The organism is Amycolatopsis sp. NPDC098790, assembly GCF_044759945.1.
Lineage (GTDB): Bacteria > Actinomycetota > Actinomycetes > Mycobacteriales > Pseudonocardiaceae > Amycolatopsis.
The window spans coordinates 2196034-2220440 of the sequence record NZ_JBIWAI010000002.1 but is presented as its reverse complement, the minus strand read 5'-3'; the positions used below and the strand labels follow the sequence as shown (position 1 = coordinate 2220440).

General features: G+C 70.7%; 18 protein-coding genes. 11 read left to right on the top strand and 7 right to left on the bottom strand.

Annotated elements, in window-relative coordinates; all coding sequences use genetic code 11:
* The gene (locus ACIQWX_RS23910) at nucleotides 1-942 is read left to right on the top strand and encodes a pentapeptide repeat-containing protein (RefSeq protein ID WP_400874905.1); all 942 of its coding nucleotides are present in this window, start codon (nucleotides 1-3) and stop codon (nucleotides 940-942) included.
* A gap of 39 nt (nucleotides 943-981) precedes the next feature.
* Here the strand turns inward: ACIQWX_RS23910 and ACIQWX_RS23905 are convergent, their stop codons facing one another.
* From ACIQWX_RS23905 to ACIQWX_RS23885, 5 genes are read right to left on the bottom strand one after another with little or no spacing between them, the layout of a single operon-like run.
* Nucleotides 982-2985 carry a TIM-barrel domain-containing protein gene (locus ACIQWX_RS23905; RefSeq protein ID WP_400874902.1) on the bottom strand — a complete coding sequence of 668 codons (2004 nt, stop codon included), beginning with the start codon at nucleotides 2983-2985 and terminating at the stop codon, nucleotides 982-984.
* Between the two features lie 9 nt (nucleotides 2986-2994).
* Nucleotides 2995-3810 carry a carbohydrate ABC transporter permease gene (locus tag ACIQWX_RS23900; RefSeq protein WP_400874899.1) on the bottom strand — a complete coding sequence of 272 codons (816 nt, stop codon included), beginning with the start codon at nucleotides 3808-3810 and terminating at the stop codon, nucleotides 2995-2997.
* Nucleotides 3807-4742: a carbohydrate ABC transporter permease gene (locus ACIQWX_RS23895; RefSeq protein WP_400875883.1), complete on the bottom strand. Its 936-nt coding sequence runs from the start codon at nucleotides 4740-4742 to the stop codon at nucleotides 3807-3809. The genes ACIQWX_RS23900 and ACIQWX_RS23895 overlap by 4 nt, the downstream gene beginning before the upstream one ends.
* A gap of 2 nt (nucleotides 4743-4744) precedes the next feature.
* The gene (locus ACIQWX_RS23890) at nucleotides 4745-5977 is read right to left on the bottom strand and encodes an extracellular solute-binding protein (protein WP_400874897.1); all 1233 of its coding nucleotides are present in this window, start codon (nucleotides 5975-5977) and stop codon (nucleotides 4745-4747) included.
* A gap of 34 nt (nucleotides 5978-6011) precedes the next feature.
* Entirely contained in the window at nucleotides 6012-7019 is a 1008-nt protein-coding gene (locus tag ACIQWX_RS23885; protein ID WP_400874894.1) for a LacI family DNA-binding transcriptional regulator, read from the bottom strand.
* 347 nt (nucleotides 7020-7366) lie between these two features.
* Between ACIQWX_RS23885 and ACIQWX_RS23880 the strand changes: the two genes are divergently transcribed.
* On the top strand, nucleotides 7367-10285 hold the full coding sequence (locus ACIQWX_RS23880) for a glycoside hydrolase family 3 C-terminal domain-containing protein (protein ID WP_400874891.1): 2919 nt from the start codon (nucleotides 7367-7369) through the stop codon (nucleotides 10283-10285).
* Here ACIQWX_RS23880 and ACIQWX_RS23875 read toward each other — a convergent pair whose 3' ends face one another.
* A complete protein-coding gene (locus ACIQWX_RS23875; protein WP_400874888.1) occupies nucleotides 10286-11101 on the bottom strand; it encodes an SAM-dependent methyltransferase in 816 nt (271 codons plus the stop codon).
* A gap of 107 nt (nucleotides 11102-11208) precedes the next feature.
* On the opposite strand from ACIQWX_RS23875, the gene ACIQWX_RS23870 reads away from it, so the two are divergent.
* The 3 genes from ACIQWX_RS23870 (at nucleotide 11209) to ACIQWX_RS23860 (ending at nucleotide 15887) form a co-directional block, all read left to right on the top strand.
* Nucleotides 11209-12540 (top strand): cytochrome P450, encoded by a 1332-nt coding sequence (locus tag ACIQWX_RS23870; RefSeq protein WP_400874885.1) that lies wholly within the window; start codon nucleotides 11209-11211, stop codon nucleotides 12538-12540.
* A 67-nt stretch (nucleotides 12541-12607) separates the two neighbouring features.
* Nucleotides 12608-13699, top strand: coding sequence for an alpha/beta hydrolase (locus ACIQWX_RS23865; protein ID WP_400874882.1), 1092 nt, complete (start codon nucleotides 12608-12610; stop codon nucleotides 13697-13699).
* Nucleotides 13700-13787: 88 nt separating this feature from the next.
* A complete protein-coding gene (locus tag ACIQWX_RS23860; protein WP_400874879.1) occupies nucleotides 13788-15887 on the top strand; it encodes a putative bifunctional diguanylate cyclase/phosphodiesterase in 2100 nt (699 codons plus the stop codon).
* Between the two features lies 1 nt (nucleotide 15888).
* Here the strand turns inward: ACIQWX_RS23860 and ACIQWX_RS23855 are convergent, their stop codons facing one another.
* A complete protein-coding gene (locus tag ACIQWX_RS23855; protein ID WP_400874877.1) occupies nucleotides 15889-16551 on the bottom strand; it encodes a nitroreductase family protein in 663 nt (220 codons plus the stop codon).
* Nucleotides 16552-16773: 222 nt separating this feature from the next.
* On the opposite strand from ACIQWX_RS23855, the gene ACIQWX_RS23850 reads away from it, so the two are divergent.
* From ACIQWX_RS23850 to ACIQWX_RS23825, 6 genes are all read left to right on the top strand, one after another.
* Nucleotides 16774-17193, top strand: coding sequence for a hypothetical protein (locus tag ACIQWX_RS23850; protein WP_400874874.1), 420 nt, complete (start codon nucleotides 16774-16776; stop codon nucleotides 17191-17193).
* Nucleotides 17194-17224: 31 nt separating this feature from the next.
* Nucleotides 17225-19324 (top strand): (Fe-S)-binding protein, encoded by a 2100-nt coding sequence (locus ACIQWX_RS23845; RefSeq protein WP_400874871.1) that lies wholly within the window; start codon nucleotides 17225-17227, stop codon nucleotides 19322-19324.
* A 425-nt stretch (nucleotides 19325-19749) separates the two neighbouring features.
* Complete coding sequence (locus tag ACIQWX_RS23840; protein WP_400874867.1) at nucleotides 19750-21054, top strand: sugar ABC transporter substrate-binding protein; 1305 nt, start codon at nucleotides 19750-19752, stop codon at nucleotides 21052-21054.
* The gene (locus ACIQWX_RS23835) at nucleotides 21051-22037 is read left to right on the top strand and encodes a carbohydrate ABC transporter permease (protein ID WP_400874864.1); all 987 of its coding nucleotides are present in this window, start codon (nucleotides 21051-21053) and stop codon (nucleotides 22035-22037) included. The genes ACIQWX_RS23840 and ACIQWX_RS23835 overlap by 4 nt, the downstream gene beginning before the upstream one ends.
* Complete coding sequence (locus ACIQWX_RS23830) at nucleotides 22034-22864, top strand: carbohydrate ABC transporter permease (RefSeq protein WP_400874861.1); 831 nt, start codon at nucleotides 22034-22036, stop codon at nucleotides 22862-22864. Before ACIQWX_RS23835 ends, ACIQWX_RS23830 begins: the two co-directional genes overlap by 4 nt.
* Nucleotides 22865-22867: 3 nt before the next feature.
* Entirely contained in the window at nucleotides 22868-24307 is a 1440-nt protein-coding gene (locus ACIQWX_RS23825; protein ID WP_400874858.1) for a glycoside hydrolase family 3 protein, read from the top strand.
* The last annotated feature ends 100 nt before the right edge of the window (nucleotides 24308-24407 follow it).

Here is a 24407-nt window from a genome sequence, read left to right as displayed (position 1 = left end):
ATGTCCACGGTCACGCCGTTCGCGGTCCTGGCGCTCATCGGTGCCGGGTCCGGCGCGGTCACGGCGTGGGCGCTCCTCCTCCGCGACCGGCCCGCGCAGGTGCTCACCCCGACGGCCCCGCCGGAGCGCCTCGACCCCGCGACCGAGCGGAAGATCTTCGCCGACGAACGCGAGGTCCGCCTGGCCGGCGTCCACGAGTTCGCCGAGCTGGCGGACCGCGACCCCGCACTGCGGCAGGACTTCGTCGACCACTTCGTGGCCCAGCTCGGCTACGGGTGGCACGAGCGCGCCGCCTGGCAAGCCCGGCTGTGGCCGGTGCTGCTGGCGCGCCTGCGTCGCGGTTCGCGGCTGTTCTGGCCGGGGATGGACCTGCACGTGCCGCCGATGGTGCTCCACGACGTGGACCTGCGGGGCTGCCAACTCCGGGACGCGACCTTTCGCGAAGTCCGGTTCGCGGGCACCGCCCGGTTCGGCGGCGCGGTCTTCGCCCGCTTGGTCAGCTTCGAAGGGGCGTGCTTCGCGCGGCACGCGTTGTTCCGTGGTACCGCCTTCAAGGCGGGCGCCGACTTCGAGAACGTGACCTTCACCGGCACGGCCTTGTTCGCTGACGTCACCGCCGGCGGCGAGGTGTGGTTCGACAGGTCCCGGTTCTCGGCGCACACCGACTTTGCCGAGAGTGCCTTCGCGGACACGTCGTTCGCGGACGTGGGCTTCGCGGGCCGGACGTCCTTTCGCGACGCCCGGTTCGGCGACGCCTTCTTCGGCGGAGCGCGGTTCAGCGGGCACGTCGACTTCACCGGGGCGACGGCCGAGCGGTTCCGCTTCCCGCGGGCGCGCGCCCGCACGGATGTGTACGCGCGCCGCAGCTGGCCGCCGGGCTGGGTGCTCGGCACGCCGTCTCCGCGCAAGCCGGGCCACTGGGCCGAGGTCCACGTGACGTGAATGACTCATTCCTGTCGCCTGACGACAGTAATGAGTCATTCACGTCGTTTCACGGACCGGCACGTCCGCGCCGTCGCGCAGGAACACCGGGATGCGGTCCGCCGGTGCCGCCGCCTCGACCCAGCCGCCGCCGTCGTGGCGGGAGCCGGTGACCGCGTCCGTCCACGACGCTCCGGCGGGCAGGTACACCCGGCGGGACGTGACTCCCGGCCCGAGGACCGGCGCCACCAGCACGTCCGGTCCGAACAGGAACTCGTCGGAAACGTCCCACGCGGCCGGGTCCGCCGGGAAGTCGACGAACAGCGGCCGCATCGGGGGGATGCCCTGCTCGTGCGCCACCCGCATCTGCTCCATCAGGTACGGCCGCAGCCGCTCCCGCAGCCGCAGCGACGTCACGATCGACGAGTAGGCCGAGTCGCCGTAGGACCACACCTCGTTGGGGCCGCCGGTCATCGCCGGCCCGAACGGCGGCCGCGGGTCGCGGAAGCCGTGCAGGCGGAACAGCGGGCAGAACACGCCGTACTGGAACCACCGGACCAGCAGCTCCCGATAGGACTCCGACGCCGGGTCGCCGCCGTGGAAGCCGCCGATGTCCGTGGTCCACCAGGGGATCCCGGCCAGAGCCACGTTCAGCCCCGCGCGCACCTGCGCCCGCAGCGACTCCCACGTCGCCCCGACGTCGCCCGACCACAGCGCCGCCCCGAACCGCTGGCTGCCCGCCCACGCCGACCGGGACAGCAGCACGACCTCGTCGTCGCCCTCGGCGCGGATGCCGTCGTGGAACGCCTGCGCGTTCGCCTGCGGGTAGAGGTTGAACACCTCCGACCCGGGGCCGGCGTGGAAGCCGAGGTTGTGCGGGTGGCCGGGCTGGATCTCGGGCTCGTCGCCGTCCAGCCACCACGCGCGCACGCCCAGGTCATAGTAGTTCTCCTTGACCTTGGTCCAGACGAACTGCCGGGCCGCCGGGTTGGTCGCGTCGTAGAACGCCACCGGCATCTCGACGTCGAACCCCTTGTCCTTCCACGGCGCGTGCGCCGGGACGCCGTTCTCGGCGGCGACCAGGAGACCCTGTTCGTGCAGGGCGCGGTAGTTCGAAGACAAGGGGCTCACCGACGGCCAGACCGACACCATCAGCTTGGTGCCGAAGGAGGACAGCTCCCGCACCATCCCGGCCGGGTCCGGCCACTCGGCCGGGTCGAACCGCCAGTCGCCGAGGTGCGTCCAGTGGAAGAAGTCCGCGACGATCACCGACAGCGGCAGCCCGCGCGCGTGGTACTCGCGGGCGACCGAAAGCAGTTCCTCCTGCGTGCGGTAGCGCAGTTTCGACTGCCAGAACCCGGCCGCCCACTCGGGCAGCATCGGCGCGTACCCGGTCGCGTCGGCGTAGTGGCCGAGGATCTCGCGCGGGCCGTCGCCGGTCGTGACCCAGTAGTCGAGCTGGCGGGCGTCGTCGGCGACCCAGCGGGTGCCGTTGGCGGCCAGCTCGACCCGCCCGACCGCCGGGTTGTTCCACAGGAACCCGTAGCCGCGGCTGGAGAGCAGGAACGGCACCGACACCTCGGCGTTGCGCTGCACCAGGTCGAGGACCAGGCCCTTCTGGTCGAGCCGGCCGTGCGTGTGCTGGCCGAGGCCGTAGAGCCGCTCGTCGTCGTAAGCGGTGAAGCGCTGCTCGAGACGGCCGTACCCGTTGCGCGACGGCATGAACAGCCGCGCGCCGGGCCACCAGAAGTGCGCGCGCTGCTCGGCCAGCAGCTCCTCGCCGGTGTCGGTGCGGACGAACTTCAGCTGCGCGTCGATCCCGGTGTCGGTGTCGGCGATCTCGACGATCGCGGTGAGCCCGCCGTTGACGACCCGGCCGCAGCGCTCCTCCGCCGTCGCGGTCGCGGCGGACGGCTTCGCGGGCAGCAGCGCGCCCGGGACGTCGTCGACGATGCGGTGCCGCCCGGCGCGCACGCGCAGGCTGCCGTCGCCCCACGGTTCGATCCGCAGGACCTCGTGCCGCACGGTGACTTCGAGCGAGCGGCCGTCTTCGGACGTGATCACGCGGTCTCCTTAGTCTTTGACGGCGCCGCTGGTCAGCCCGGCGACGACGTACCGCTGGGCGACGACGAGCAGGACGGCCGCGGGGACCGCGGCGAGGACGGCGGTGGCCATGATCCCGTTCCAGTCGGCGGACTGGTTGCCGACGAACCGGTAGATGCCCACGGTGATCGGCTCGAACGACTGGCCGGTGGTGAGCGTGACGGCGAAGAGGAAGTCCGCCCACGCGAACAGAAACGAGAACAACCCGGCGGTGACCAGCGCGTTGCGGCTGACCGGCAGGATGATCGAGACGAACGTCCGCCAGTACCCCGCACCGTCCACTCGGGACGCTTCGGTGAGCTCCCTCGGCACGGAGATCATGAACGCCCGCAACAGGAGCACGGCGAACGGGATGGTCGCGGTCGAGTCCGCGAGCACCAGCCCGAGGTAGTCGTCGATCAGCCCGAGGTTGCTGAACACGGTGTACAGCGCGTTCGCCATCACGATGCCGGGGATCATCTGCACGATGAGCAGCACGAACACCAGCACCGGCCCGCCGCGGACCTTGAGCTGCGCGAGCGCGTACGACGCGGGCGCGGCGATCGCGAGCGAGACGAGCACCGTGCCGAGCGCGACGACGACGCTGGAGAGCAGGTGCGGTCCCTGGGAGGACAACGCCTTGCGATACCCGTCCAAGGTGCCGCCGACCGGGAAGAACGCGGGGTCCGGGCGCAGCAGCGCGCCGCTGGGCTGGAAGGAGGCGTTGACCATCCAGTACAGCGGGAACAGCAGTACCGCGACGACCAGGACGCCGAACACCGTGCGCGGCCACGACGAGGTCTTCATGCCGCCGCCTCGGCCAGGGTCGCCTTCGCCGAGCGCAGGTACAGCAGCCCGAACACCGTCGCCACCAGAATGAGGACGTTGCCGACCGCGGCGCCCTGCCCGAACGCGAAGTCCTGGAACGACAGCCGGTAGGACCACGTCGTGAGCGTCTGGGTCGCGTTGGCCGGGCCGCCGCCGGTGACGACCATGATCACGTCGAACACCTTGATCGTGTAGACCAGCCCGAGCATGAGCACGATCCCGGTGACCGGCCGCAGCAGCGGCCAGGTGACGTGCCGGAAGCGCTGCCACGCACCGGCGCCGTCCAGCGCGGCGGCTTCGTAGAGCGACGCCGGGATCGCGCGCAGGCCGCCGTGCAGGATCACCAGGTTGAACGGGATGCCGATCCAGATGTTGGTCAGGATGACCGCCGGCAGCGCCCAGCCCGTGCTGCTCAGCCACGGCACGGAGTCGAGGCCCACGAACCGCAGTGCGGCGTTGAGCACGCCGTGGTCCTGGTCGAACATCCACCGCCAGACCGCGCCGCTGACGACCAGCGGCAGCAGCCACGGCAGCAGGAGCAGCGACCGCAGCAGCGCGCTGCCGAGGAAGCGGCCGGTGAAGAACACCGCGAGCGCGAGGCCGATCCCGAACTGGAAGACGAGCGAGCCGGCGGTGAACAGGACCGTGTTGAGCGCCGCCGTGCCGAACAGCGGGTTGTCGAACACGGCCGCGTAGTTGCCGAAGCCGACGAACGGTGCTTCGCCGGTGTAGAAGGACTTCACCGTGTAGTTCTGCGTGCTCATCACGACGTTCGCGGCCAGGGGGTAGCCGAAGAACACCACGATGTAGGCCAGCGCGGGCAGCAGGAACGCCCACGCGGCGAACCGGTTAGCGCGCCGGGGTTTCCGGTCGGTGCCGGGGTTTCCGGCCGCGACGGCCGGGGCGACCAGCGTCACGAACCGCTCGCCTGCTGGGCGGCCTTCAGGGCCTGGTCGGCGGGCTGTTTGCCGGTGAGCGCCGCCTGGATCGCGTCGGCGAGCGCCTGCGAGACCTTCGGGTACTTCTCGCCGAGTTCGGCGGTGCGGGAGCGCGCGGTGCCGACCTCGTCGACGAACGCCTGCATCGCCGGCTGGTCCGCGCCGAACTTCGCGGCGGTGGCCGTCTTCGACGGGATGTAGGCGTGGGCCTTGCTCCACTCGAGCATGGTGGGCTCGGCGAGGATGCAGGACAGGACCTTGCCCGCGGCCTGCTGGGCCGGCCCGCTGGTGACCGGCACGGTGCCGACCTCGCCGCCGAGCGCGACGACGGGCTTCGCGCCCGCCTGCGGCACCGGGATCGGCACGACGCCGTAGTGCAGCGACTTCTCCTCGTCGAGCCGGGCCAGGTTCCACGACCCGTTGACCATCATCGCCGCGTTGCCCGCGACGAACTGGTCGGCGACGTCGTTCTGGTTCCACGTCACCACGGACTTCGACGCCGAGCCGGAGGTCACAAGGTCCGTCACGAACTGAAGCGCCTTGACCGACTGCGGCGAGTCCAATTGGGACAGTTCCGCCCCGTTGCTCCAGAAGAACGGGAGGAACTGCCAGGTGCCTTCTTCGGACGGGATCGCGGAGAAGGCGAGGCCGTACTTGCCGTCCTTGGTGAGCTTGGCCGCGGCGGCCTTCAGCTCGTCCCAGGTCTTCGGCGGTTCGACGCCGGCCGCGGTGAGGAGGTCCTTGTTGTAGATCAGCGCGAGGCCGTTGACGCCGGGGGCGACGCCGTAGACCTTGCCCTGGTACGTCCCGGCCTTGATGATGCTGTCGTAGTAGCCGTCGGTCGTGATGCCGTAGCCGTCCAGCGGCGTCAACGCGCCGGTCGCGGCGACCTGCTGCAGCGTCGGGTTGTCGGTGAAGAGCAGGTTCGGCAGCGTCTTCGAGCTCGCGCCCTGCAGCACCTTCGGCAGCATCTGGTCGGTCGGCACCTTCTGCCGCTCGATCTTGATCCCGGTCTGCGTCGCGCAGGCGTCGAGGATCTTCTGCCACGCCGCGGAACCCTGCTCGTCGGCGTAGTAGTCGAGCTCGGTGATGGAGGTGGCGGCCGGGGCGTTCGCGTCGCTCGAGGCCGGGGGAGTGGGGCTGGGGCTGCAGGCGGCCAGCAAAGCGGCGCTCGCGGCCAGGACGAGGGCGCGACGGGGTAGGGACATGGTGATCCTCCTACGACGCTGGAGCAGAATCTTGCTAGGCGCGGGGCGCGGCGGTGCTGTCGCGCCGGGTGAGCCGGGGCCCGAGCAGCCGGACCTCGGGAGTGGTGTGGCCGGCGAGCCGGCGCATGGTCATCTCGACGGCCTGGGCCCCGACCTCCTCGGCCGGGATGGCGACCGTGGTCAGCGCGACCGCGTGGTGCTCGGCCATGCTGTCCGGGCAGACCGCGACGACGGAGATGTCTTCGGGCACCCGCAGCCCGCGGTGGCGCAGGTCCGAAAGCAGCCCCGGCAGCACGGCCTCGTTGTGCACGACCAGGCCGGTCAGGTCCGGGTCGGCGGCGAGCAGCTCGTCGAGGCAGGCGCTCACCGCTTCGTAGGAGTGGGCGCACGGCCGGTTCGTCGCGCGCACGTCGCGGCTCTTCGCGGCGTCGTCGAACCCGCGCAGGAACCGCGTCGCGTAGCTCGTGCCGCGCCGGTAGACGGCGGGGGAGGGGCCGATCAGCGCGACCGAGCGGTGGCCGAGGTCGGCCAGGTGCGCGACGCACGCCGAACCGGCGGCGGTGAAGTCCAGGTCCACGCAGCTCAGCCCGGCCGGGTGGTCGGGCACGCCGATGAGCACCACCGGCAGGTCGAGTGCGATGAGCATCGGCACCCGCGGGTCCGCGGCTTCGACGTCCATCACCATCAGCGCGTCGGCGATCGCCGAAGACGCCACCCGCTGCAGCGCCGCGGGACCTTCGTCTTTTGTGAGCAGCAACAGGTCGTGGTCGTGCGCGCGGGCCGCGGTGACCGCCGAGGCGACGAACTCCATCACCACGGCGACGTTGAGGTCCGTGCGCAGCGGGACGACCAGGGCGAGCACGTTCGTCTTGCTGCTGGCGAGCGCGCGGGCCCCGGCGTGCGGGTGGTAGCCGAGCTTGCGGATACTCTCCTCGACCAGACGCCGGGTCTTCGGCGAGATCGACCGCTTGCCGCTGATCACGTACGACACCGTGCTGGGTGCCACGCCCGCCGCCGTGGCGACGTCGTTGATCGTGACCACGGGCGGCCTCCTGGGGACGGGCGGGGCGGGGGAGCGTCGAAGCGCATCGACGATGGCACGAAGGTAGAAGAAGCCGGTCCGAAACACAAGGAGCATTTGCCGTCCGCCGATATTCGATTCGCATTCGACGGTCACAGCGTCCGTCGAATTCGTCGAACGCCCCTGATGGCGGATTTTCTCGCAGCTCGAAGGCCGGTTTCGACCACCGGCCCGGCTTCCTGGGAGCGTACCCAGAAAGTCTTGACCCCGTGCTCACACGACTGCAATAGTCGTCCCCATCCTCACCTTCGGCGCGAATGTTCCGCGCCGCACTGTCGAAACGATTCGACGATTCGGGAGGCCCGTCCGTGCGCCAGTCCCCGCTCCGCCGCGTCCTCGTCCCCGTGGTGGCCGCCATCCTGCTGCTGGCCCCCGCGCCGGCGCTCGCGGCACCGCCACCGCCGTTCCGCGACCCCGCGCTGCCCCTCGCGACGCGGATCGACGACCTGCTGTCCCGGCTGACCGCGGACGAGAAGATCTCGCTGCTGCACCAGTACGAGCCGGCCATCCCGCGGCTGGGCATCGGGGTGTTCAAGACCGGCACCGAAGCCCTGCACGGCGTTGCCTGGTCCACCGACTACGACGACAACGGTGCGGTCGTCAAAGCCGACGGCACCGTGTTCCCCCAGGCCATCGGGCTGGCCTCGACGTGGGATCCCGCGCTGGTGAAACAGGTCGGCGCGGCCGTCGGGCAGGAAGCGCGCGGCTTCAACGCGCGCAACCCGACGCTGTGGGGCCTCAACCTGTGGGCGCCGGTGGTCAACCTGCTGCGAGACCCGCGGTGGGGCCGCAACGAGGAGGGCTACTCCGAGGACCCTTACCTCACCGGTGAGCTCGCGACCGCCTACGGCCACGGCATCCAGGGCGACGACCCGCGCTACCTGCAGGCGGCCCCGACGCTGAAGCACTACCTCGCCTACAACAACGAAGTCAGCCGCGACACCAGCAACTCCTCGGTACCGCCGAAGATCCTGCACGACTACGACGAACAGGCGTTCAAGATCCCGCTGCGGGCCGGCGCGGCCAACGCCGTCATGCCGTCGTACAACCTGGTCAACGGGCGGCCCAACACCGTGAGCCCCGACCTCGGCGGCCTGCTGCGGAAGTGGGCGCCGCAGGACATCGCCGTCGTCAGTGACGCCGGCGCGCCGTCCAACCTGGTCAACTCCGAGAAGTACTACGCCACCAAGGCGGAAGCCGACGCGGCGGCGATCAAGGCCGGGCTCGACAGCTTCACCGACAACGACACCAACGGCTCGATCACCGTCGAGGCGGTCAAGGAAGCGCTGTCCCGCGGGTTGCTGACCATGGCCGACGTCGAGAAGGCCGACCGGCACCTGCTGTCGCTGCGGTTCCGGCTCGGCGAGTTCGACCCGCCGGGGCGCAACCCGTACGCGAAGATCACGCCCGCGGTCATCAATTCGCCCGAGCACCAGGCACTCGCCCGCAAGACGGCGGACGAGCAGGTCGTGCTGCTGCGCAACAACGCGAACGCGCTTCCCCTCGACGCGGCGAAGAAGAAGGTCGCCGTCGTCGGTCCGTTGTCCGACACGCTGTACGAAGACTGGTACAGCGGCGCGATGCAGTACCGCGTCACGCCGAAGCAGGGCATCGCGGAACGGCTCGGCGCCCCGGTTGCCTCGTCCGAAGGCGTCGACCGGATCGCGTTGAAGGACCTCGCCACCGGTCGTTACCTGACGGCGCCGGCGACACCGGGCAAGGTCACCGCGAGCGGGACCAGCGCGGGGACGGCGGAGTCCTTCGACGTCTTCGACTGGGGCGCGGGCAAGAACACGTTGCGCGCGGCCGCGAACGGCAAGTTCCTCAGCTACTCCGGCGGCGCTTTTGTGAACGACGTCGACCAGCCGGCCGGCTGGTTCGTGCAGCAGCAGCTCAAGCTGGACGCGCAGCCCGACGGCAGCTACGTGCTCGAGTACGCGGGCAACGAGGTCACCGAGCCGTGGTTCGGCCCGAACCGCTTCGCCGTCGTCGGCGCCGACGGGGTCCTGACGATCTCGTCGCCGGACGCGGCGCACGCGACGAAGTTCGGCCGCGAGGTGCTCACCAGCGGCGTCGCATCGGCGGTCGCGGCCGCTCAGGGTGCCGACACGGCGGTCGTCGTGGTCGGCAGCATGCCGTTCATCAACGGCCGCGAAGCGAACGACCGGACGAGCACCGCGTTGGCGCCGGCGCAACGCGCGTTGATCGAGGCCGTGCAGAAGGCGAACCCGCACACGGTGGTCGTGGTGGAGAACAGCTACCCGACGACCGGCTGGGACACGCTGTCCGTGCCGGGGATCGTCTGGACGAGCCACGCGGGCCAGGAGACCGGCCACGCGGTCGCGGACGTGCTGTTCGGCGACGTGAACCCGAGCGGACGGCTGACCCAGACCTGGTACGCCTCCGACGCGGGGCTGCCGAGCATCCTCGACTACGACATCGCGAAGACCGGGATGACGTACCAGTACTACCGGGGCAAGCCGTTGTACCCCTTCGGGTACGGGCTCAGCTACACGAGCTTCCGGTACGGCTCGGTGCACGCGGCGCGGTCCGGTTCGTCCGTGCGGGTCAGCGTCGACGTGACGAACACCGGCAGCCGCGCCGGGACCGACGTCGTCCAGCTGTACTCGAAGGCGTCCGGGGTGCAGCGGTTGCGCGACTTCTCCCGCGTGACGCTGTCGCCGCACGAGACCCGGACGGTCCGGTTCGACGTGCCGGTGTCCGACCTGGCTGCCTGGGACGTCGCGCGTGACCGATCGGTGGTGGCGCAGGGGGTCTACGAGTTCTCCGTGGGCCGCAACGCATCGGAGGTGTCGGCGGCACAGCCGGTCTTCGTGCCGGGGGAGCGGGCCGAGCCCCGCGACCTGCGCCGGCCGACGCAGGCGCAGAACTTCGACGACTACTCCGGGACGACGTTGACGGACACGTCGAAGACGTCCGGCACTTCGGTGGCGGCGTCGTCCGGCAGCTGGCTGGTGTACCGCGACGTCGCGTTGAACGGCCCCGCGCGGTTCACGGCGTCGGTGTCCACAGTGGAGTCGTCCCGGGTGACGGTGCGGTCGGACTCGCCGACCGGCCGCGTCCTGGGTACGGCGGCGGTGCCGTCCACCGGGGACCGGTACGCGTACACGACGGTGACGGCCGCGCTGGCGAAGGCGACCGGCCGCCACGACGTCTACCTCACGTTCGACGGACCGGTGAACCTGGCGACGTTCTCGCTGCGGTGACTAGGGTTTCCGGCCGACCCCGGCGTACGGCAGGGAGTTGATGGCGGGGTCGTCGGACATGTCGCCGGCGCCCTCGGGCTTCCACATCGCGCAGCCGACCACGCCGGGGTCGACCACCTCGAAGCCGTCGAAGAAGGCCAGCACCTCGTCGTGCGTGCGGGGGACCGGCTGGTTCTGCTGGTCCTGGTTGTTCTTGTAGACCTCGACGGCTTCGTCGAGCCGCTTCGACTCCGAGTCCGCCGCGACGTGCGTGACCGCCAGGAAGCTGCCCGGCGCCAGGCGGTCGCGGTAGCGGGCCACGATGCCCACCGGGTCCCACGAGTCCGGGACGAAGTGCAGCAGCAGCAACATGAACACGCCGACCGGCTGGTCGAGGTCGAGCAGCTCGGCCGCGCCCTCGAAGACGTCGTTGGCGTCGCGCAGGTCGGCCTGCAGCACCGTGCAGCGGTCGTTGTCCTGCAGCAGCAGCCTGCTGTGCGCGACGGCCACCGACTCGCGGTCGACGTACACCACCCGGCACGCCGGGTCGGCCTGCTGGACGATCTCGTGCAGGTTGCCCGCGGTCGGGATGCCGGAGCCGATGTCGAGGAACTGGCGGACACCGTTGTCGACCATGAACTTCGCCGCGCGGCGAAGGAACGCGCGGTTGAGGCGGGCCGCGTCGCGCACGCCCGGCATGATCTTGAGGATCTGCTCCCCGAGCGCGCGGTCGGCGGCGAAGTTGTGGTCGCCGTCGAGCCAGAAGTCGTACACCCGCGCCGGGTTCGGCACCGTGGTGTCGATCTCCGGCGGTACCCAGCTCGGTTCCCCGGTCACGGGACCTCCCACCCTCGCGCTCCCTTGGAGTGCCGGAGTGTAGCGCCATCCCCCGTTCGTGTGGACTCGCGCACGGCGCGCACACCACCCCGTTAGGGTGACGCGACATGACCGACGCGCGTCCCGTGCCCGGCCGCCTGCCCGTGCTCGGGCACACGGTGTCCCTCCTGCGTGACCCGCTGAAGCTCTTCACTTCCCTTCCGGCGCACGGAGATGTCGTCGAACTCCGCCTCGGTCCGCTGCCGGTGCACGTGGTCACGACCCCCGAGCTGGCCTGGCGGGTGCTGGCCACCGACGCCGACAAGTTCGACAAGGGCCTGGTCTTCGACAAGATGCGCCCGCTCTTCGGCGACGGGCTGGCCACCTCGAACGGCGAGCTCAACCGCCGTCAGCGCCGCCTGGTGATGCCCGCGTTCGGCCGGACGCGCATCGCCGGCTACGCCGAGAACACGATCACGAAACTGGCGGACGAGCTGACGAACTCCTGGCAGCCCGGCGAAGTCGTCCAGTTCGACAAGCGGATGCAGGACCTCGTGCTCACCATCGCCGGCCAGACGCTCTTCTCGACCGCGCTCGGCGAAGAAGCTCTGGCGGAAATTCAGCGATCGATCCCGATCATGCTGAAATACGTGCTGATCCGCGCGTTTTCTCCGAAATTCGTGGAAAAGCTGCCGATCCCCGCGAATCGGCAGTTCGACGCGGCGGCCGCGCGCCTGCGCGAGGTGATCGGCGAAACCGTGATCACCGCCCGGGAAGACGGCGCCAACCACGGCGACCTGCTCTCGATGCTGCTGCTGGCCCGCGACGAGGACACCGGCGAAGGCATGTCCGACCGGCAGGTCCACGACGAAGTCATCACCATCCTCACCACCGGCGCCGAGACCACCGCCGTCGCGCTGGCCTGGTTCTTCCACGAACTGGGGCAGCACCCGGACGTCGAACGGCGCTTCCACGCCGAGGTCGACGACGTCCTCGGCGGGCGGCCCGCACGGTTCGAGGACCTCCCGGATCTGGTGTACACGCACCAGATCGTCAACGAGATCGTCCGCCGCACACCGCCGCTGATCCTGATGCGCCGTGCCCGCGAGGACGTCGAGCTGGGCGGTGTCACCATCCGCGCCGGCAGTGAGGTCGCCGTCAGCCAGCACACGCTGCACCGGGACCCGCGCTGGTTCCCGGACCCGGACCGGTTCGACCCGGACCGCTGGGCCCCCGGAGAGACCGCGGAACTGCCGAAAGGCGCGTACATCCCGTTCGGCGCGGGCGCACGGCTGTGCCCGGGCCACGTGTTCGCGCCGACGGAGATCGGCATCGTCGCCGCCACGATCGGGGCGCGCTGGCGGCTGGTCCCGGTGCCGGGCAAGAAGGTCCGCGCCCAGCTCAAGGCGACCATGCAGCCGAACCGGCTGCCGATGACCGTGGTGCCGCGCGGGACCTGACGGTACGCGTTCGGCTACCGGGTGTAGTGTTCTCGAGTTCCTTCACCTGTCCGAGAGGGAGAACAGCGTGAAGCTGCCCGTCAAAGTGACGTCGGCCTTGTTCGCTTGTGGTGTCCTGCTCGCCTCGCTGACCGCCGCGATGCCGGCCGAAGCCGCCGCGATCTCCTGCACCGACACGGATCTGCCGGTCACCGGCCCCGGCCTGCCCCCGCTGGTGCCGGGTGCGCCGGCGACCGTGCACGGCCGGCTGTGCCTGCCGGCGGGCGACGCCCCGGACGCCGTCCAGCTGCTCGTGCACGGCGGGACGTACAACAGCGCGTACTGGGACCTGCCGTACGAGCCCGCGCGGTACTCCTACCAGCGCGACATGGCCACGCACGGCTACGCGACCTTCGCCGCCGACCAGCTCGGCGCCGGCGGCAGCAGCCACCCGCTCAGCCTGCCGCTGTCGGTCTGGGCGGCGGCCGAGTCGATGCACGAAGTCGTCGGCCACCTGCGTGCCGGGCGCGTCGGCGGGGTGCCGTTCGCGAAGGTCGTCATCGTCGGGCACTCGGTCGGGTCCGGGGTGGTCGCGGTCGAGGCGTCGACCTACCACGACGTCGACGGCGTCGTCCTCACCGGCATCACGCACCTGCCCGCGCTGCCGGTGCTGGCGCTCGGCGCGGCCCTCGGCCTGCAGCCGGCGCTGCTCGACGGTCAGCTCGGCCGGCTGGGCAGCGACCCGCTGTACTTCACGACGAGGCCGGGCGCGCGGGCCGGGTTGTTCTACGCGGCGGGCGACGCCGACCCGGCCGTGATCGCCGCCGACGAGGCGACCAAGGACCAGGTCTCGGTGCCCGGGATGGGCACGGTCGCGCTGTTCGGGATCGTCCTCCCGGCGACGAAGGGAATTACCGCACCGGTTTTCCAGGTGGTGGGAGAAAAGGACGTCCTTTTCTGCGGCCTGCTCGCCCTGCGTGACTGTTCGAACGCCGGCGTGCTGCGCGCGCAGGAGGCGCCGTATTACGCCGATCCGTCGAAACTGTCGACGTTCGTCCTCCCGGGTGCCGGTCATTCCGTTGCGTTGCACGAAAACGCGGCGGACTACCGCGACGCCACCCGGTCGTGGCTGAGGGACCGCCTCGCGATCGCTCCGCAGGGTTATCACTCGATTGGATGAATGCTGTTTCGTGCGTCGGACACCATTTCGCGCCAAGATATATCGGCTACCCGAACCGGAGTTTCACTGAACCCCAGGACAGGCTGAGGTGACTGCTCCTCATCCCCGCGGTGACACCCCGCGGAAGAAGCCGTCCGCCGAACGCGCGGCGAGACGGCTCGGCACGCTCGCGCGCAAGTGGGGCTACTTGATCAGCACCACCGCGTACCTGCCGCACACCCCCGAGGAGATCGAGCGCGATCTCGCGGTACTGGTCGGCAGGCTGTTCGAAGCGGTCGCGAGCGAGCCGCCGGACCTCGGCGAAGCCGCCGCCGCGGGCGCGCGGCTCGTCGAACTGCGCTGCGTGGGCGCGGACAGCCTGCGCCGCACCCTCGAGGTGCTCGGCAAGGCGCTGCTGCGCGAGCCGGAGCTGCGCCACGTCGACGGGCTGGCCGAGCGGGTGGTGCTGGTGCTCGGCGCGCTCAGCTCGGGCTACGGCGAGATGCTGCGCGAGGACATCCAGAAGCGCCAGGAAGGCCTGAGCCGGGCGCTGCTGAAGGTCGAGCAGGAGACGCGGCAGAAGCAGGTCATCACGCGGGCGCAGTTCGAGGAGGTGTTCGCCGGCTCCGCCAGCGGCGTCGCGCTGACCGAGCTGGACGGCCGGGTGCTGCGGGCCAACGCGGCGCTCGCCAGGACGCTCAACCGCACCCCGGCCGAGATCGCGTCGATGACGCTGTTCGACCTCGTGCACCCGGACGAGGTCGAGCAGCTGCGGGAGTCCTACGGCGAGCTGGTGGCCGGCCGGCTGCACCGGCTGCGCGTCGGACGCCGGCTCGTCGGCAAGGACGGCGAGCCGATGTGGGCGACCTTCGCCGCGTCGGTCGTCCGCGACGCGGTCGGCGCGCCCCGGCAGCTGATCACGATCGTCGACGACGACACCGAGGTGTCGCTGCTGCAGCGGCGGCTGTCCCACCAGGCCCTGCACGACGTGCTGACCGGGCTGCCGAACCGCCAGTTCTTCAGCACCCGCCTGGAAACCCTGCTGCGCGACGCCGACGCGTCCCGCGGGGTCACGCTGTTCCACCTCGACCTCGACGGCTTCTCGCAGATCACCGGCGGGCTCGGCCAGGACCTCGGCGACCGGGTGCTGCGCGGCGTCGCGGCGAAGCTCAAGGCGGTGTTCGACGGCGAAAAGGCGCTCGTGGCGCGCCTCGGCGGCGACGAGTTCGCCGTGCTGGTGCAGAACGCGGCCGAGACGCCCGGCGTGGTCACGCTCGTCCGGAAGATCACCCACGAGCTCGCGGAGCCGGAGTACGTGGACGGGCACCGCGGGGTCGCGGTGTCGGCCAGCATCGGCGTCGTCCACCGGCCGCCGCGCGACGTCACGCCGGCCGAGCTGCTGCGCGCGTCGGACCTGACGCTGCGCCGGGTCCAGCGGACCGGCAACCAGTGGGGCCTGTTCGACCGCGAGCTGGACCGCCGCGACCGCCACGACTTCGGCCTCGCCGCGGCGATGGCGGGCGCGTGGGAGAACGGTGAGATCGAGGTCGCCTACCGCCCGCTGGTGGACGCGCGCGACGGCGAAGTCCGTGGTGTCGAGGCGCGCCTGCGCTGGAACCACCCGGCCGAAGGCGTCCTGTCGCACGAGACGTGCGTGCGGCTCGCGGCGGAGACGGGACTGGCGTTGCCGCTGAGCACGTGGCTCCTGCGCGCGGCGGCCGAGCGCGTCGTCGCGGCCGGCGTCACCGTGCCGCTCACCGTCGGACTGGCCGCGCACCAGGCGGCCGATCCCGAGCTGGTCGGCGAGATCCGCGGAGTGCTCGAGTCCACCGGCCTCGAACCCGACCGCCTGCGGCCCGGCTTCCCGATGACGTCCCTGTCGGCGGCCACCGGCGACGCGGCCGACAACCTCAAGGTGCTGGCCGAAATCGGCGTGGGCGCGGAAATCCACGAGTTCGGCGACGTGACGTGCCTGACGGAGTTCCCGGCCCGGGCGGTCCGCGTGGCGGCGCACGTCGTGGAGCGGCGCGAGCACCCGCTGGTGGAGCACGCGCTGACGGCGTTGATCGAGGCAGCCCACCTGGCCGGTGCCGAAGTCGCCGTGACCGGGATCGCGACCGAGGACCAGGCCGAGTGGTGGCGTGACCGCGGTGCGGACCGGCTGTCCGGGCCCTTGTTCGCCGATCTGCCGGACGGGCTGCCGTCCTGACTCAGATCCGGACCAGCACCTCGTCGAGGGATTTGCGGTGCAGGTCGGGGACGACGCAGTCGTCGGCCGGGTAGCCGACGGGGATGACCGCGAACGCTTTTTCGTTGCGGGGCCTGCCGAGCAGGTCGCCGAGGAACCGCATCGGTGACGGCGTGTGCGTCAACGCCGCCAGGCCGGCCACCTGCAACGCCGTCAGCAGCATGCCGACCGCGATGCCGACCGACTCGTCGACGTAGTAGTGCTTGCGGACGCCGCCGTCGCGGTCGAAGGCGAACCGTTGCTGGAACACGACGATCAGGTACGGCGCGTCCGTCAGGTGCGGTTTGACCGCATCGGTTCCCAACGGCCGCAGCGCGTCGAGCCACGCCTCGCCGAGCCGGCCGTCGTAGGAGATCCGTTCCTCCGCTTCGGCGGCCTCGCGCAGGCGCCGGCGGACGTCGGGGTCGGTGACGAGGACGAACGTCCACGGCTGCTGGTGCGCGCCGCTGGGGGCCGTCGACGCCACCGCGATCGCGTCGAGCACCGCGCGTTCGGGGACCGGGTCGGACGAGAACATCCGGACCGACCGCCGCGCCTCCATCCGCTGCCGCAGGGCGGCGACTTGGGAGAGGGCTTCGTCGTCGGGCAGCCGGGCGGGGCGGTACGGCACCGGGTGGAAGGTCATGGTCGGATTGTGGCGGGGAACACGGCCGGGCCCCAGACGCCGAACGTACGATCCGCGTACACCGGACGTCCGGTATACGGACAGTAAGGTCTGCCTTGCCTCGGTTTTTGAGCCGAACGGCGCAAGGCAACTAGGCCGTACGGTCCTGTCGCGTGAAGTGACCTCCTCATTACCCTCCAGTAGCAGACAGTGGTGCCGATCACAGTCGTTCCGGGAGGCTCTATGGCGTCGCGCGTCCGAGGACCCGGCTCCGAAGACCGGCGCGAACTGCGGCTCAGGCACATCGCCGGCTGCCTGTCCTGCACCCTCAAGTGCGGGTACTGCGGGCTGCCGGTGCGGCTCACCGGCCCGGGTGCGCACCCGGGTTACGGCGTCGTCGAAGAAGTCGGGGCGGAGCTGGTGCTGCTGCACCGCTTCTGCCGCGGCGCGCTCGGCCGGTGCGGGACGCGGGGGTGCGTGCTGCGGCGCGCCCACCTCGGCCGCGCGACCGAGCAGTACGAAACCGGCCGCCGCCGTCCCGGGCGCTACCAGCGCCTCGGCGTCCGCCGGTCGGCCGACCTCGATCTGTACCGGAAACACTGGCGGGTCGCGAAGATGCGGTACGCGTGCAAGGCGTGCCGGTACTACACCGGCTCGCACTGAGCCGTTCCGTCCAGCACGTCACGGAGGACTCGTGCTCGTTCGTCTCATCCTCGGCCTGCTCATGACCGTCGTCGGCCTCGCCGTCGCCGGCAAGCGGGTGGCGTTCCTGCACCGGCTGATCAAGGCAGGCCAGCCCGACACCAAACGGTCCGACGACCTGGGCGCGCGCGTGTTCGCCCAGGTGCGCGAGGTGTTCGGCCAGCGCAAGCTGCTGAAGTGGTCGGTACCCGGCCTGGCGCACTTCTTCACGTTCTGGGGCTTCGTGATCCTCGCTTCGGTGTACCTCGAGGCGTACGGCGCGCTGTTCGACGAGAAGTTCGCCATCCCGTGGATCGGCCACTGGGCGGTGCTCGGCTTCCTGCAGGACTTCATCGCCGTGATGGTGGCCGTGTCGCTGGGCGTGTTCGCGGTGATCCGGATCCGCCAGGCGCCGGAGCGCCGCGACCGCGCGTCCCGCTTCTACGGCTCGCACACCGGCGGCGCTTGGCTGATCCTGGTCATGATCTTCAACGTCGTCTGGACGATGTTCTTCTTCCGCGGCGCGTCTTCGGCGTCCGGCAACTTCCCGTACGACTCGGGCGCGTACGTCTCGCTCGGCGTCGGGAACCTCCTGGAACCGCTCGGGCACTCGACGACCGAGGTGCTCGAGACGGTCGGCCTGCTGCTGCACATCGGCGTCATGCTGGTGTTCCTGTCGATCGTGCTGTACTCCAAGCACCTGCACATCTTCGTCGCGCCGATCAACGTCTCGGCGAAGCGGCTGCCGGACGCGCTCGGCCCGCTGCTGCCGATGGAGTCCGGCGGCAAGCCGATCGACTTCGAGGACCCGGGCGAGGACGACACGTTCGGCCGCGGCAAGATCGGCGACTTCACGTGGAAGGGCATGCTCGACTTCGCGACGTGCACCGAGTGCGGCCGCTGCCAGTCGCAGTGCCCGGCGTGGAACACCGGGAAGCCGTTGTCGCCCAAGCTCGTCATCATGAACCTGCGTGACAACCTCTTCGAGGAGGCGCCCTACATCCTCGCGGGCACCGAGCACGAGGGCGCGCGCCCGCTGGTCGGCCCGGAGGACGACGGCGGCGTCATCGACCCGGACGTGCTGTGGTCGTGCACCACGTGCGGGGCGTGCGTGGAGCAGTGCCCGGTGGACATCGAGCACGTCGACCACATCGTCGACATGCGCCGCTACCAGGTGATGATCGAGTCGGCGTTCCCGACCGAGCTGGGCGGGCTGTTCAAGAACCTGGAGACCAAGGGCAACCCGTGGGGCCAGAACAACTCCGAGCGGCTGGCCTGGACGAAGGACCTCGGCTTCGACGTCCCGGTGTTCGACGGCGAGCTCGCGGAGGACGTGGAGTACGTCTACTGGGTCGGCTGCGCGGGAGCGTTCGACGACCAGGCCCGCAAGACGGTCCGCGCGACGGCGGAGCTGCTGCACATAGCCGGCGTCAAGTACACGGTGCTGGGCAAGGAGGAGTCCTGCACCGGCGACCCGGCGCGCCGGGCGGGCAACGAGTTCCTCTTCCAGATGATGGCCCAGCAGACGGCGGAGACGTTGAACGCGGTGTTCGAGGGCCGTGAGCCGCGGCTGCGCAAGATCGTCACGACGTGCCCGCACTGCCTCAACACGCTGAGCCGCGAGTACCCGGACCTGGACGGGCACTACGAGGTGGTGCACCACACGCAGCTGCTGAACCGCCTGGTCCGCGGCGGTCAGCTGACCCCGGTGGCGCCGGTGGACGCCGGCCCGCGCGTGACCTACCACGACCCGTGCTACCTGGGCCGCCACAACAAGGTGTACACCCCGCCCCGCGAGCTGGTGGGCGCGACGGGGGCGACGTTGGAGGAGATGCCCCGCCACGCGGACCGCGCGCTGTGCTGCGGCGCCGGGGGCGCGCGCATGTGGATGGAGGAGCAGATCGGCAAGCGCATCAACCTGGAGCGCGTGGACGAGGCGATCGCGACGGACGCTTCGACCATCGTGACGGGGTGCCCGTTCTGCCGGGTGATGCTGACGGACGGGCTGGTGCAGCGCCAGAGCGAGCAGAAGGCGGAGAACGTCGACGTCCGCGATGTGGCGCAGTTGCTGCTGGAGCGGGTGAAGGCCCCGGAGGCGGCTCCCAAGCCGTAGGAGTCCTCCTGTCCACCCCGGGCCGGCTCCGCACGGAGCCGGCCCGGGTGTGTCCGGGGCCCCCGTCAATCCGTCCTGTCACCAGCGAAAACCCGGACGTTGTCGACCTGTGCCAGGCCTCAACGCGGGCAAGAATCCTTTCCGGGCACGGTTTTCACCGGACCGGCGCGCAACAGGGAACCGGATTTCGCGGCCCTGTCGTGAAAAAAGTCCCGGACACCTTCCTATCAGGACGACTTCCGTCGCTCGCTCGTCAATCCCCGGTAACCGCCCGGCTACGCGGCGTACAACTCCCCGGTGGGTTTACAACGTTCCGGCAACCGCCTTGACACCGCCTGTGGTACGTACCACTCTAACCCCAACATTGGTCTACACCATTTGGGGCGCTCGGCCGCGGTGGCCGGGCATGGAAAGGACGGCATCGAGTGAAACGCTGGCTCAAGCTGGCGGCGGGCGCCGCCGCACTCACCCTCGCGACCGCGGGCTGCGCGGGCTCCAGCGGCACGGACACCGCCGCTTCGCCGAGCGGTGCTCCCGCGCAGATCACCGGCGACGTCACGGTCTGGCTGATGACGGGCTCGGCGCCCACCACGCTGACCGACGCGCTCAACAAGGAGTTCGAGGCCGCGCACCCCGGTGCCAAGGTCAAGTACGAGATCCAGCAGTGGGACGGCATCCAGCAGAAGCTGACCACCGCGCTGGCCAGCGGCGCGCCGCCGGACGTCATCGAGATCGGCAACACGCAGACCGCGGCGTTCGCCGCGCAGGAAGGCGTGCTGACCGACCTGACCGGGGACAAGGACAGCTTCAACGGCGCGCAGTGGCTCAAGGGCCTCGCCGACTCGGGCACCTACGACGGCAAGGTCTACGGCGTCCCGTTCTACGCGGCCAACCGCGAGGTCATCTACCGCAAGGACATGTTCGAGCAGGCCGGCATCGCCAAGCCGCCGACGTCGAACGACGAGTGGGTCGACGCGATCACCAAGCTGAAGACGAAGTTCGGCTCGGACCCCGACTTCCAGGCGCTGTACATGCCGGGCCAGAACTGGTACGCGCTGCTGTCGTTCATCTGGGACAACGGCGGTGACATCGCCCAGGCCGACGGCAAGAACTACAAGGCGACGCTGGACGGCGCGGGCGCCAAGGCGGGTCTCGACTTCTACAAGAAGCTCGTCGACACCTCCGGCACCAAGGCCCCGAAGGACGCCGACGAGGCCAAGCCGCAGCAGGCGACCGTCTACGGCGCCGGCAAGGTGGCCATGATGATCGGTCTCCCGTGGGAGCTGGCGACGGCGGCGAAGACCGACCCGAGCCTGACCGCCAAGACCGGCGCCTTCGCCATCCCCAGCAAGAACGCCGGCCAGAGCGCCCCGGTCTTCCTGGGCGGCTCCAACCTGGCGATCCCGGCCAACAGCAAGAACGTGGCCGCGGCGAAGGAGTACATCAAGCTGCTCTCCAGCCCGAAGTACCAGAGCCAGCTCGCCGCCGCCGGCGTCGTGCCCGGCACGTCGACCGACCTCACCGGCCTGGACAAGGACCCGCTGGGCGGCGTGATGGCGAAGGCTTCGGCCAACGGCAAGGCCGTGCCGGCCAGCCCCAAGTGGGGTGACGTGGAGTCCGGCCAGAACCCGGTCAAGGACATGCTGACCGCGTACCTGACCGGCAAGAAGACGCTCGACCAGGCGACCGCCGACGCCAACGCAGCGCTGAACAAGCTCATCGGCGGATGACGGCGACCGCGAATGTGACGATGCCGGCGGGGGCGACCCCGCCGGCATCGCCGCGCGACGCGGGGACCAGGAAGCGCAGGCGGGGCCGGTTCGGCGACCGGGTGCTCCCGTACCTGCTGCTCCTCCCCGCCCTCGCGGCGATCCTCGTGCTGCTCGCCTGGCCTCTGGTCCAGGTGCTCGCGATCAGTTTCCGCAAGCTCGACATCGGCCAGCTGATCTCCGGCAAGACGGTCTGGATCGGCTTCGACAACTACACGAACACCCTGTCGGACCCGGAGTTCTGGACGATCACCGTCCGGACCCTGGTCTTCACCGCCGCCGTCGTGGCCGCCACCATCCTCGGCGGCCTGCTGCTGGCGGTGCTCATGCGCCACCTCGACCCGGTCGTGCGGATCATCGTGCAGGTCACGCTGGTACTCGCGTGGGCGACGCCGGTGATCGCGACGACCACGGTGTTCCAGTGGATCTTCGACGAGCAGTACGGCATCCTCAACAAGACCCTGGACCGGCTGGGCTTCCACGGCTTCATCGGCTTCTCGTGGTTCTCCAGCGGCGCCAGCACGCTGTCGGTGATCGGGCTGCTCATCGTGTGGCAGGCCGTGCCGTTCGTGACGTTCTCGCTGTACGCGGGCATCATCGGCGTCCCGCGTGAGCAGTACGAGGCCGCCGGCATCGACGGCGCCGGGCCGTGGCAGACGTTCCGCGCGGTCACCTGGCCCGCCATCCGGCCGATCACCACGATGGTGACCTTCCTGTCGGTCCTCTGGGACTTCAACGCGTTCGCCCAGATCTGGGCGATCCGCGAAGGCGGCCCGGACGGCGGGAGCACCACGCTGGCCGTGGTCCTGTACCTCAAGGGCATCGCGGGCAACCACTTCGGCGCGGCGGGCGCGATCGCGACCCTCATGCTGATCGTGCTCGCGCTCATCACCGGGCGGTACATCCAGCTGCTGGTCCGGACCCCGGAAGGTGATCTCAAGTGAGGAAATCGCTGCCGCAGCGGGTCGCGCTGTCGGTCGTCGGGGTGGTCGTCGCGCTGCTGATCGTCTTCCCGACGTACTGGATGTTCGTCACGTCGCTGCGCACGCCGGGTGAGATCCTGTCGCCGAAGTACGACCTGATCCCGACGTCGTTCTCGTTCGGCAACTTCGCCACGGCGCTGGGCAAGGACAACTTCCCGGTCTACCTGATGAACAGCCTGATCGTCACGGTCGGGTCGGTGCTGTGCGCGCTGGTCGCCGGGACCCTGGCCGCGATCCCGCTGTCGCGGCTGCGGTTCACCGGCCGCCGGGGCTTCCTGGTGCTGGTCATGGTGGCGCAGCTGGCCCCGGTGTCGGCGCTGTTCATCCCGCTGTTCCTGCTGATGCGGGACGCCGGGCTGCTCAACACGCTGCCGTCGCTGCTGCTGATCTACTTCGCGACCACGCTGCCGTTCACGGTCTGGATGCTCTACGGGTTCGTCAACGGGATCCCGTACGAGCTGGAGGAGGCCGCGATGATCGACGGCTGCAGCCAGACCGGCGCGTTCCGCCGGGTGACGCTGCCGCTGCTCGGGCCGGGCCTGGTCACGACGTCGGTGTTCAGCTTCATCACGGCGTGGAACGAGTACCTGTTCGCGCTGGTGTTCATCCGGGACAAGCCGAAGGAGACGCTGCCGGTGTGGCTGGCGTCGTTCCGCACGGCGTTCGCCACCGACTGGGGCGGGGTGATGGCCGCGTCGGTCATCTACGCGATCCCGGCGCTGGTCTTCTTCCTGCTCGTGCAACGCAAGCTGGTGTCCGGCGCGACCGCCGGCGCGGTGAAGGGGTAGCCGGTGTCGTCTCCCGAGAAGCTCGCCGAGGCCGTCCTCCTGCCGGGGTTCGCCGGGACCACGGCGCCGGACTGGCTCCGCCGCCGGGTCGCCGAGGGGCTGGGCGGGGTGGTGCTGTTCGGCCGCAACGTCGTCGACGACGAGCAGGTCGCGGCGCTCACCGCGCAGCTGCGGGGTGAACGCGACGGCGTCGTCGTCGGCATCGACGAAGAGGGCGGCGACGTCACCCGCCTCGACGTGAACACCGGCTCGTTCGTGCCGGGCCCGCTGGCGCTCGGCGCGGCCGACGACCCGGAGCTGACCACGGCGGTCGCCGCCGCGCTCGGCGAACGGCTCGCGGCCTGCGGCGTCACGGTGAACCTGGCGCCGTGCGCGGACCTGACCCTGGCGGCCGAGGATCCGATCATCGGCGTCCGGGCGTTCGGGTCCGACCCGGCGAAGGCGTCGCCGCACGTCGCGGCGTACGTGACGGGCCTGCAGAAGTACGGCGTCGCGGCCTGCGCGAAGCACTTCCCGGGCCACGGCGCCGCGACCGAGGACTCGCACGTGGCCCTGCCGGTGCTGCCGCGGACCGTCGAGGAGCTGCGGGAGATCGAGCTGGTGCCGTTCGCCGCGGCGATCCGGGCCGGCGTCCGCTCGGTGATGTCGGGCCACCTGGTCGTCCGCGCGTGGGGCGACGAGCCGGCGACGCTCAACCGGGTCGCGCTCACCGACGTCCTGCGCGGCGAGCTCGGCTTCACGGGCGCGGTCATCACCGACGCGCTCGAGATGGGCGCGGTGTCGGGGGCGTACGGGCGGCACGACGGCCTCGGCCGCTCCGCCATCCGGGCCCTGGCGGCGGGCGCGGACGCGCTGTGCCTCGGCGGTGCGGCGTTCGAGGCTCCCGCGTTGGACGCGTGCGTGTCGGCGATCGTGGCCGCGGTCGCGGCGGGGGAGCTGCCGCTGGAGCGGCTGGCGGAGGCGGCCGAGCGGACGGCGGCGCTGGGCACGGACCCGGCGCCGGCTTCGGTGGGCCCGGTCGATCGCCGGCTGGGGCTCGAGGCGGCCCGCAAGGCGCTGCGCGTCCAGGGCTCGCCGAAGCTGGCCGGCCCGCCGCTGGTGGTCGACGTCCAGACCGAGCCGACCATCGCGGCCGGCCCGATGCCGTGGGGCCTCGGCGCGCACCTGGCCGAGCTGGTGCCGGGCACGCGGACGCTGACCGCGACGCCGGACGACGCGGCCGCGGTGCTGGAAGCGGCGCGGGACGTCCGCAGCGTCGTCGTGGTCACCCGGGAGGCCCACCGGCACCCGCGGGTGCGCGAGCTGCTGGCCGCGTTGTCCACTGTGGACTTCATCAGGGTGGAGACCGGGGTACCGGGGCCACCGGACGGCGACGGGCCGCGGATCGACACGTTCAGCGGCTCGTACGTCAGCCTGCGCGCGGCGGCCGAGTACCTGGCCTGACTTCTCTCGTGACGAAGCCCCGCTTCCCGGCGGGGCTTCGTCCTTTTTGCCGCATCTCCAGACGTCGCCCCGGCTTTTGTACGGAGCTTGTATCGCCGGG

What these genes read in the sequence shown, in the direction of transcription:
- ACIQWX_RS23870 (WP_400874885.1), top strand. Translation starts at nt 11,209, where the DNA reads ATGACCGACGCGCGTCCCGTGCCCGGCCGCCTGCCCGTGCTCGGGCAC.
- ACIQWX_RS23910 (WP_400874905.1), top strand. Translation starts at nt 1, where the DNA reads ATGTCCACGGTCACGCCGTTCGCGGTCCTGGCGCTCATCGGTGCCGGG.
- ACIQWX_RS23850 (WP_400874874.1), top strand. Translation starts at nt 16,774, where the DNA reads ATGGCGTCGCGCGTCCGAGGACCCGGCTCCGAAGACCGGCGCGAACTG.
- ACIQWX_RS23835 (WP_400874864.1), top strand. Translation starts at nt 21,051, where the DNA reads ATGACGGCGACCGCGAATGTGACGATGCCGGCGGGGGCGACCCCGCCG.
- ACIQWX_RS23855 (WP_400874877.1), bottom strand. Translation starts at nt 16,551, where the DNA reads ATGACCTTCCACCCGGTGCCGTACCGCCCCGCCCGGCTGCCCGACGAC.
- ACIQWX_RS23900 (WP_400874899.1), bottom strand. Translation starts at nt 3,810, where the DNA reads ATGAAGACCTCGTCGTGGCCGCGCACGGTGTTCGGCGTCCTGGTCGTC.
- ACIQWX_RS23890 (WP_400874897.1), bottom strand. Translation starts at nt 5,977, where the DNA reads ATGTCCCTACCCCGTCGCGCCCTCGTCCTGGCCGCGAGCGCCGCTTTG.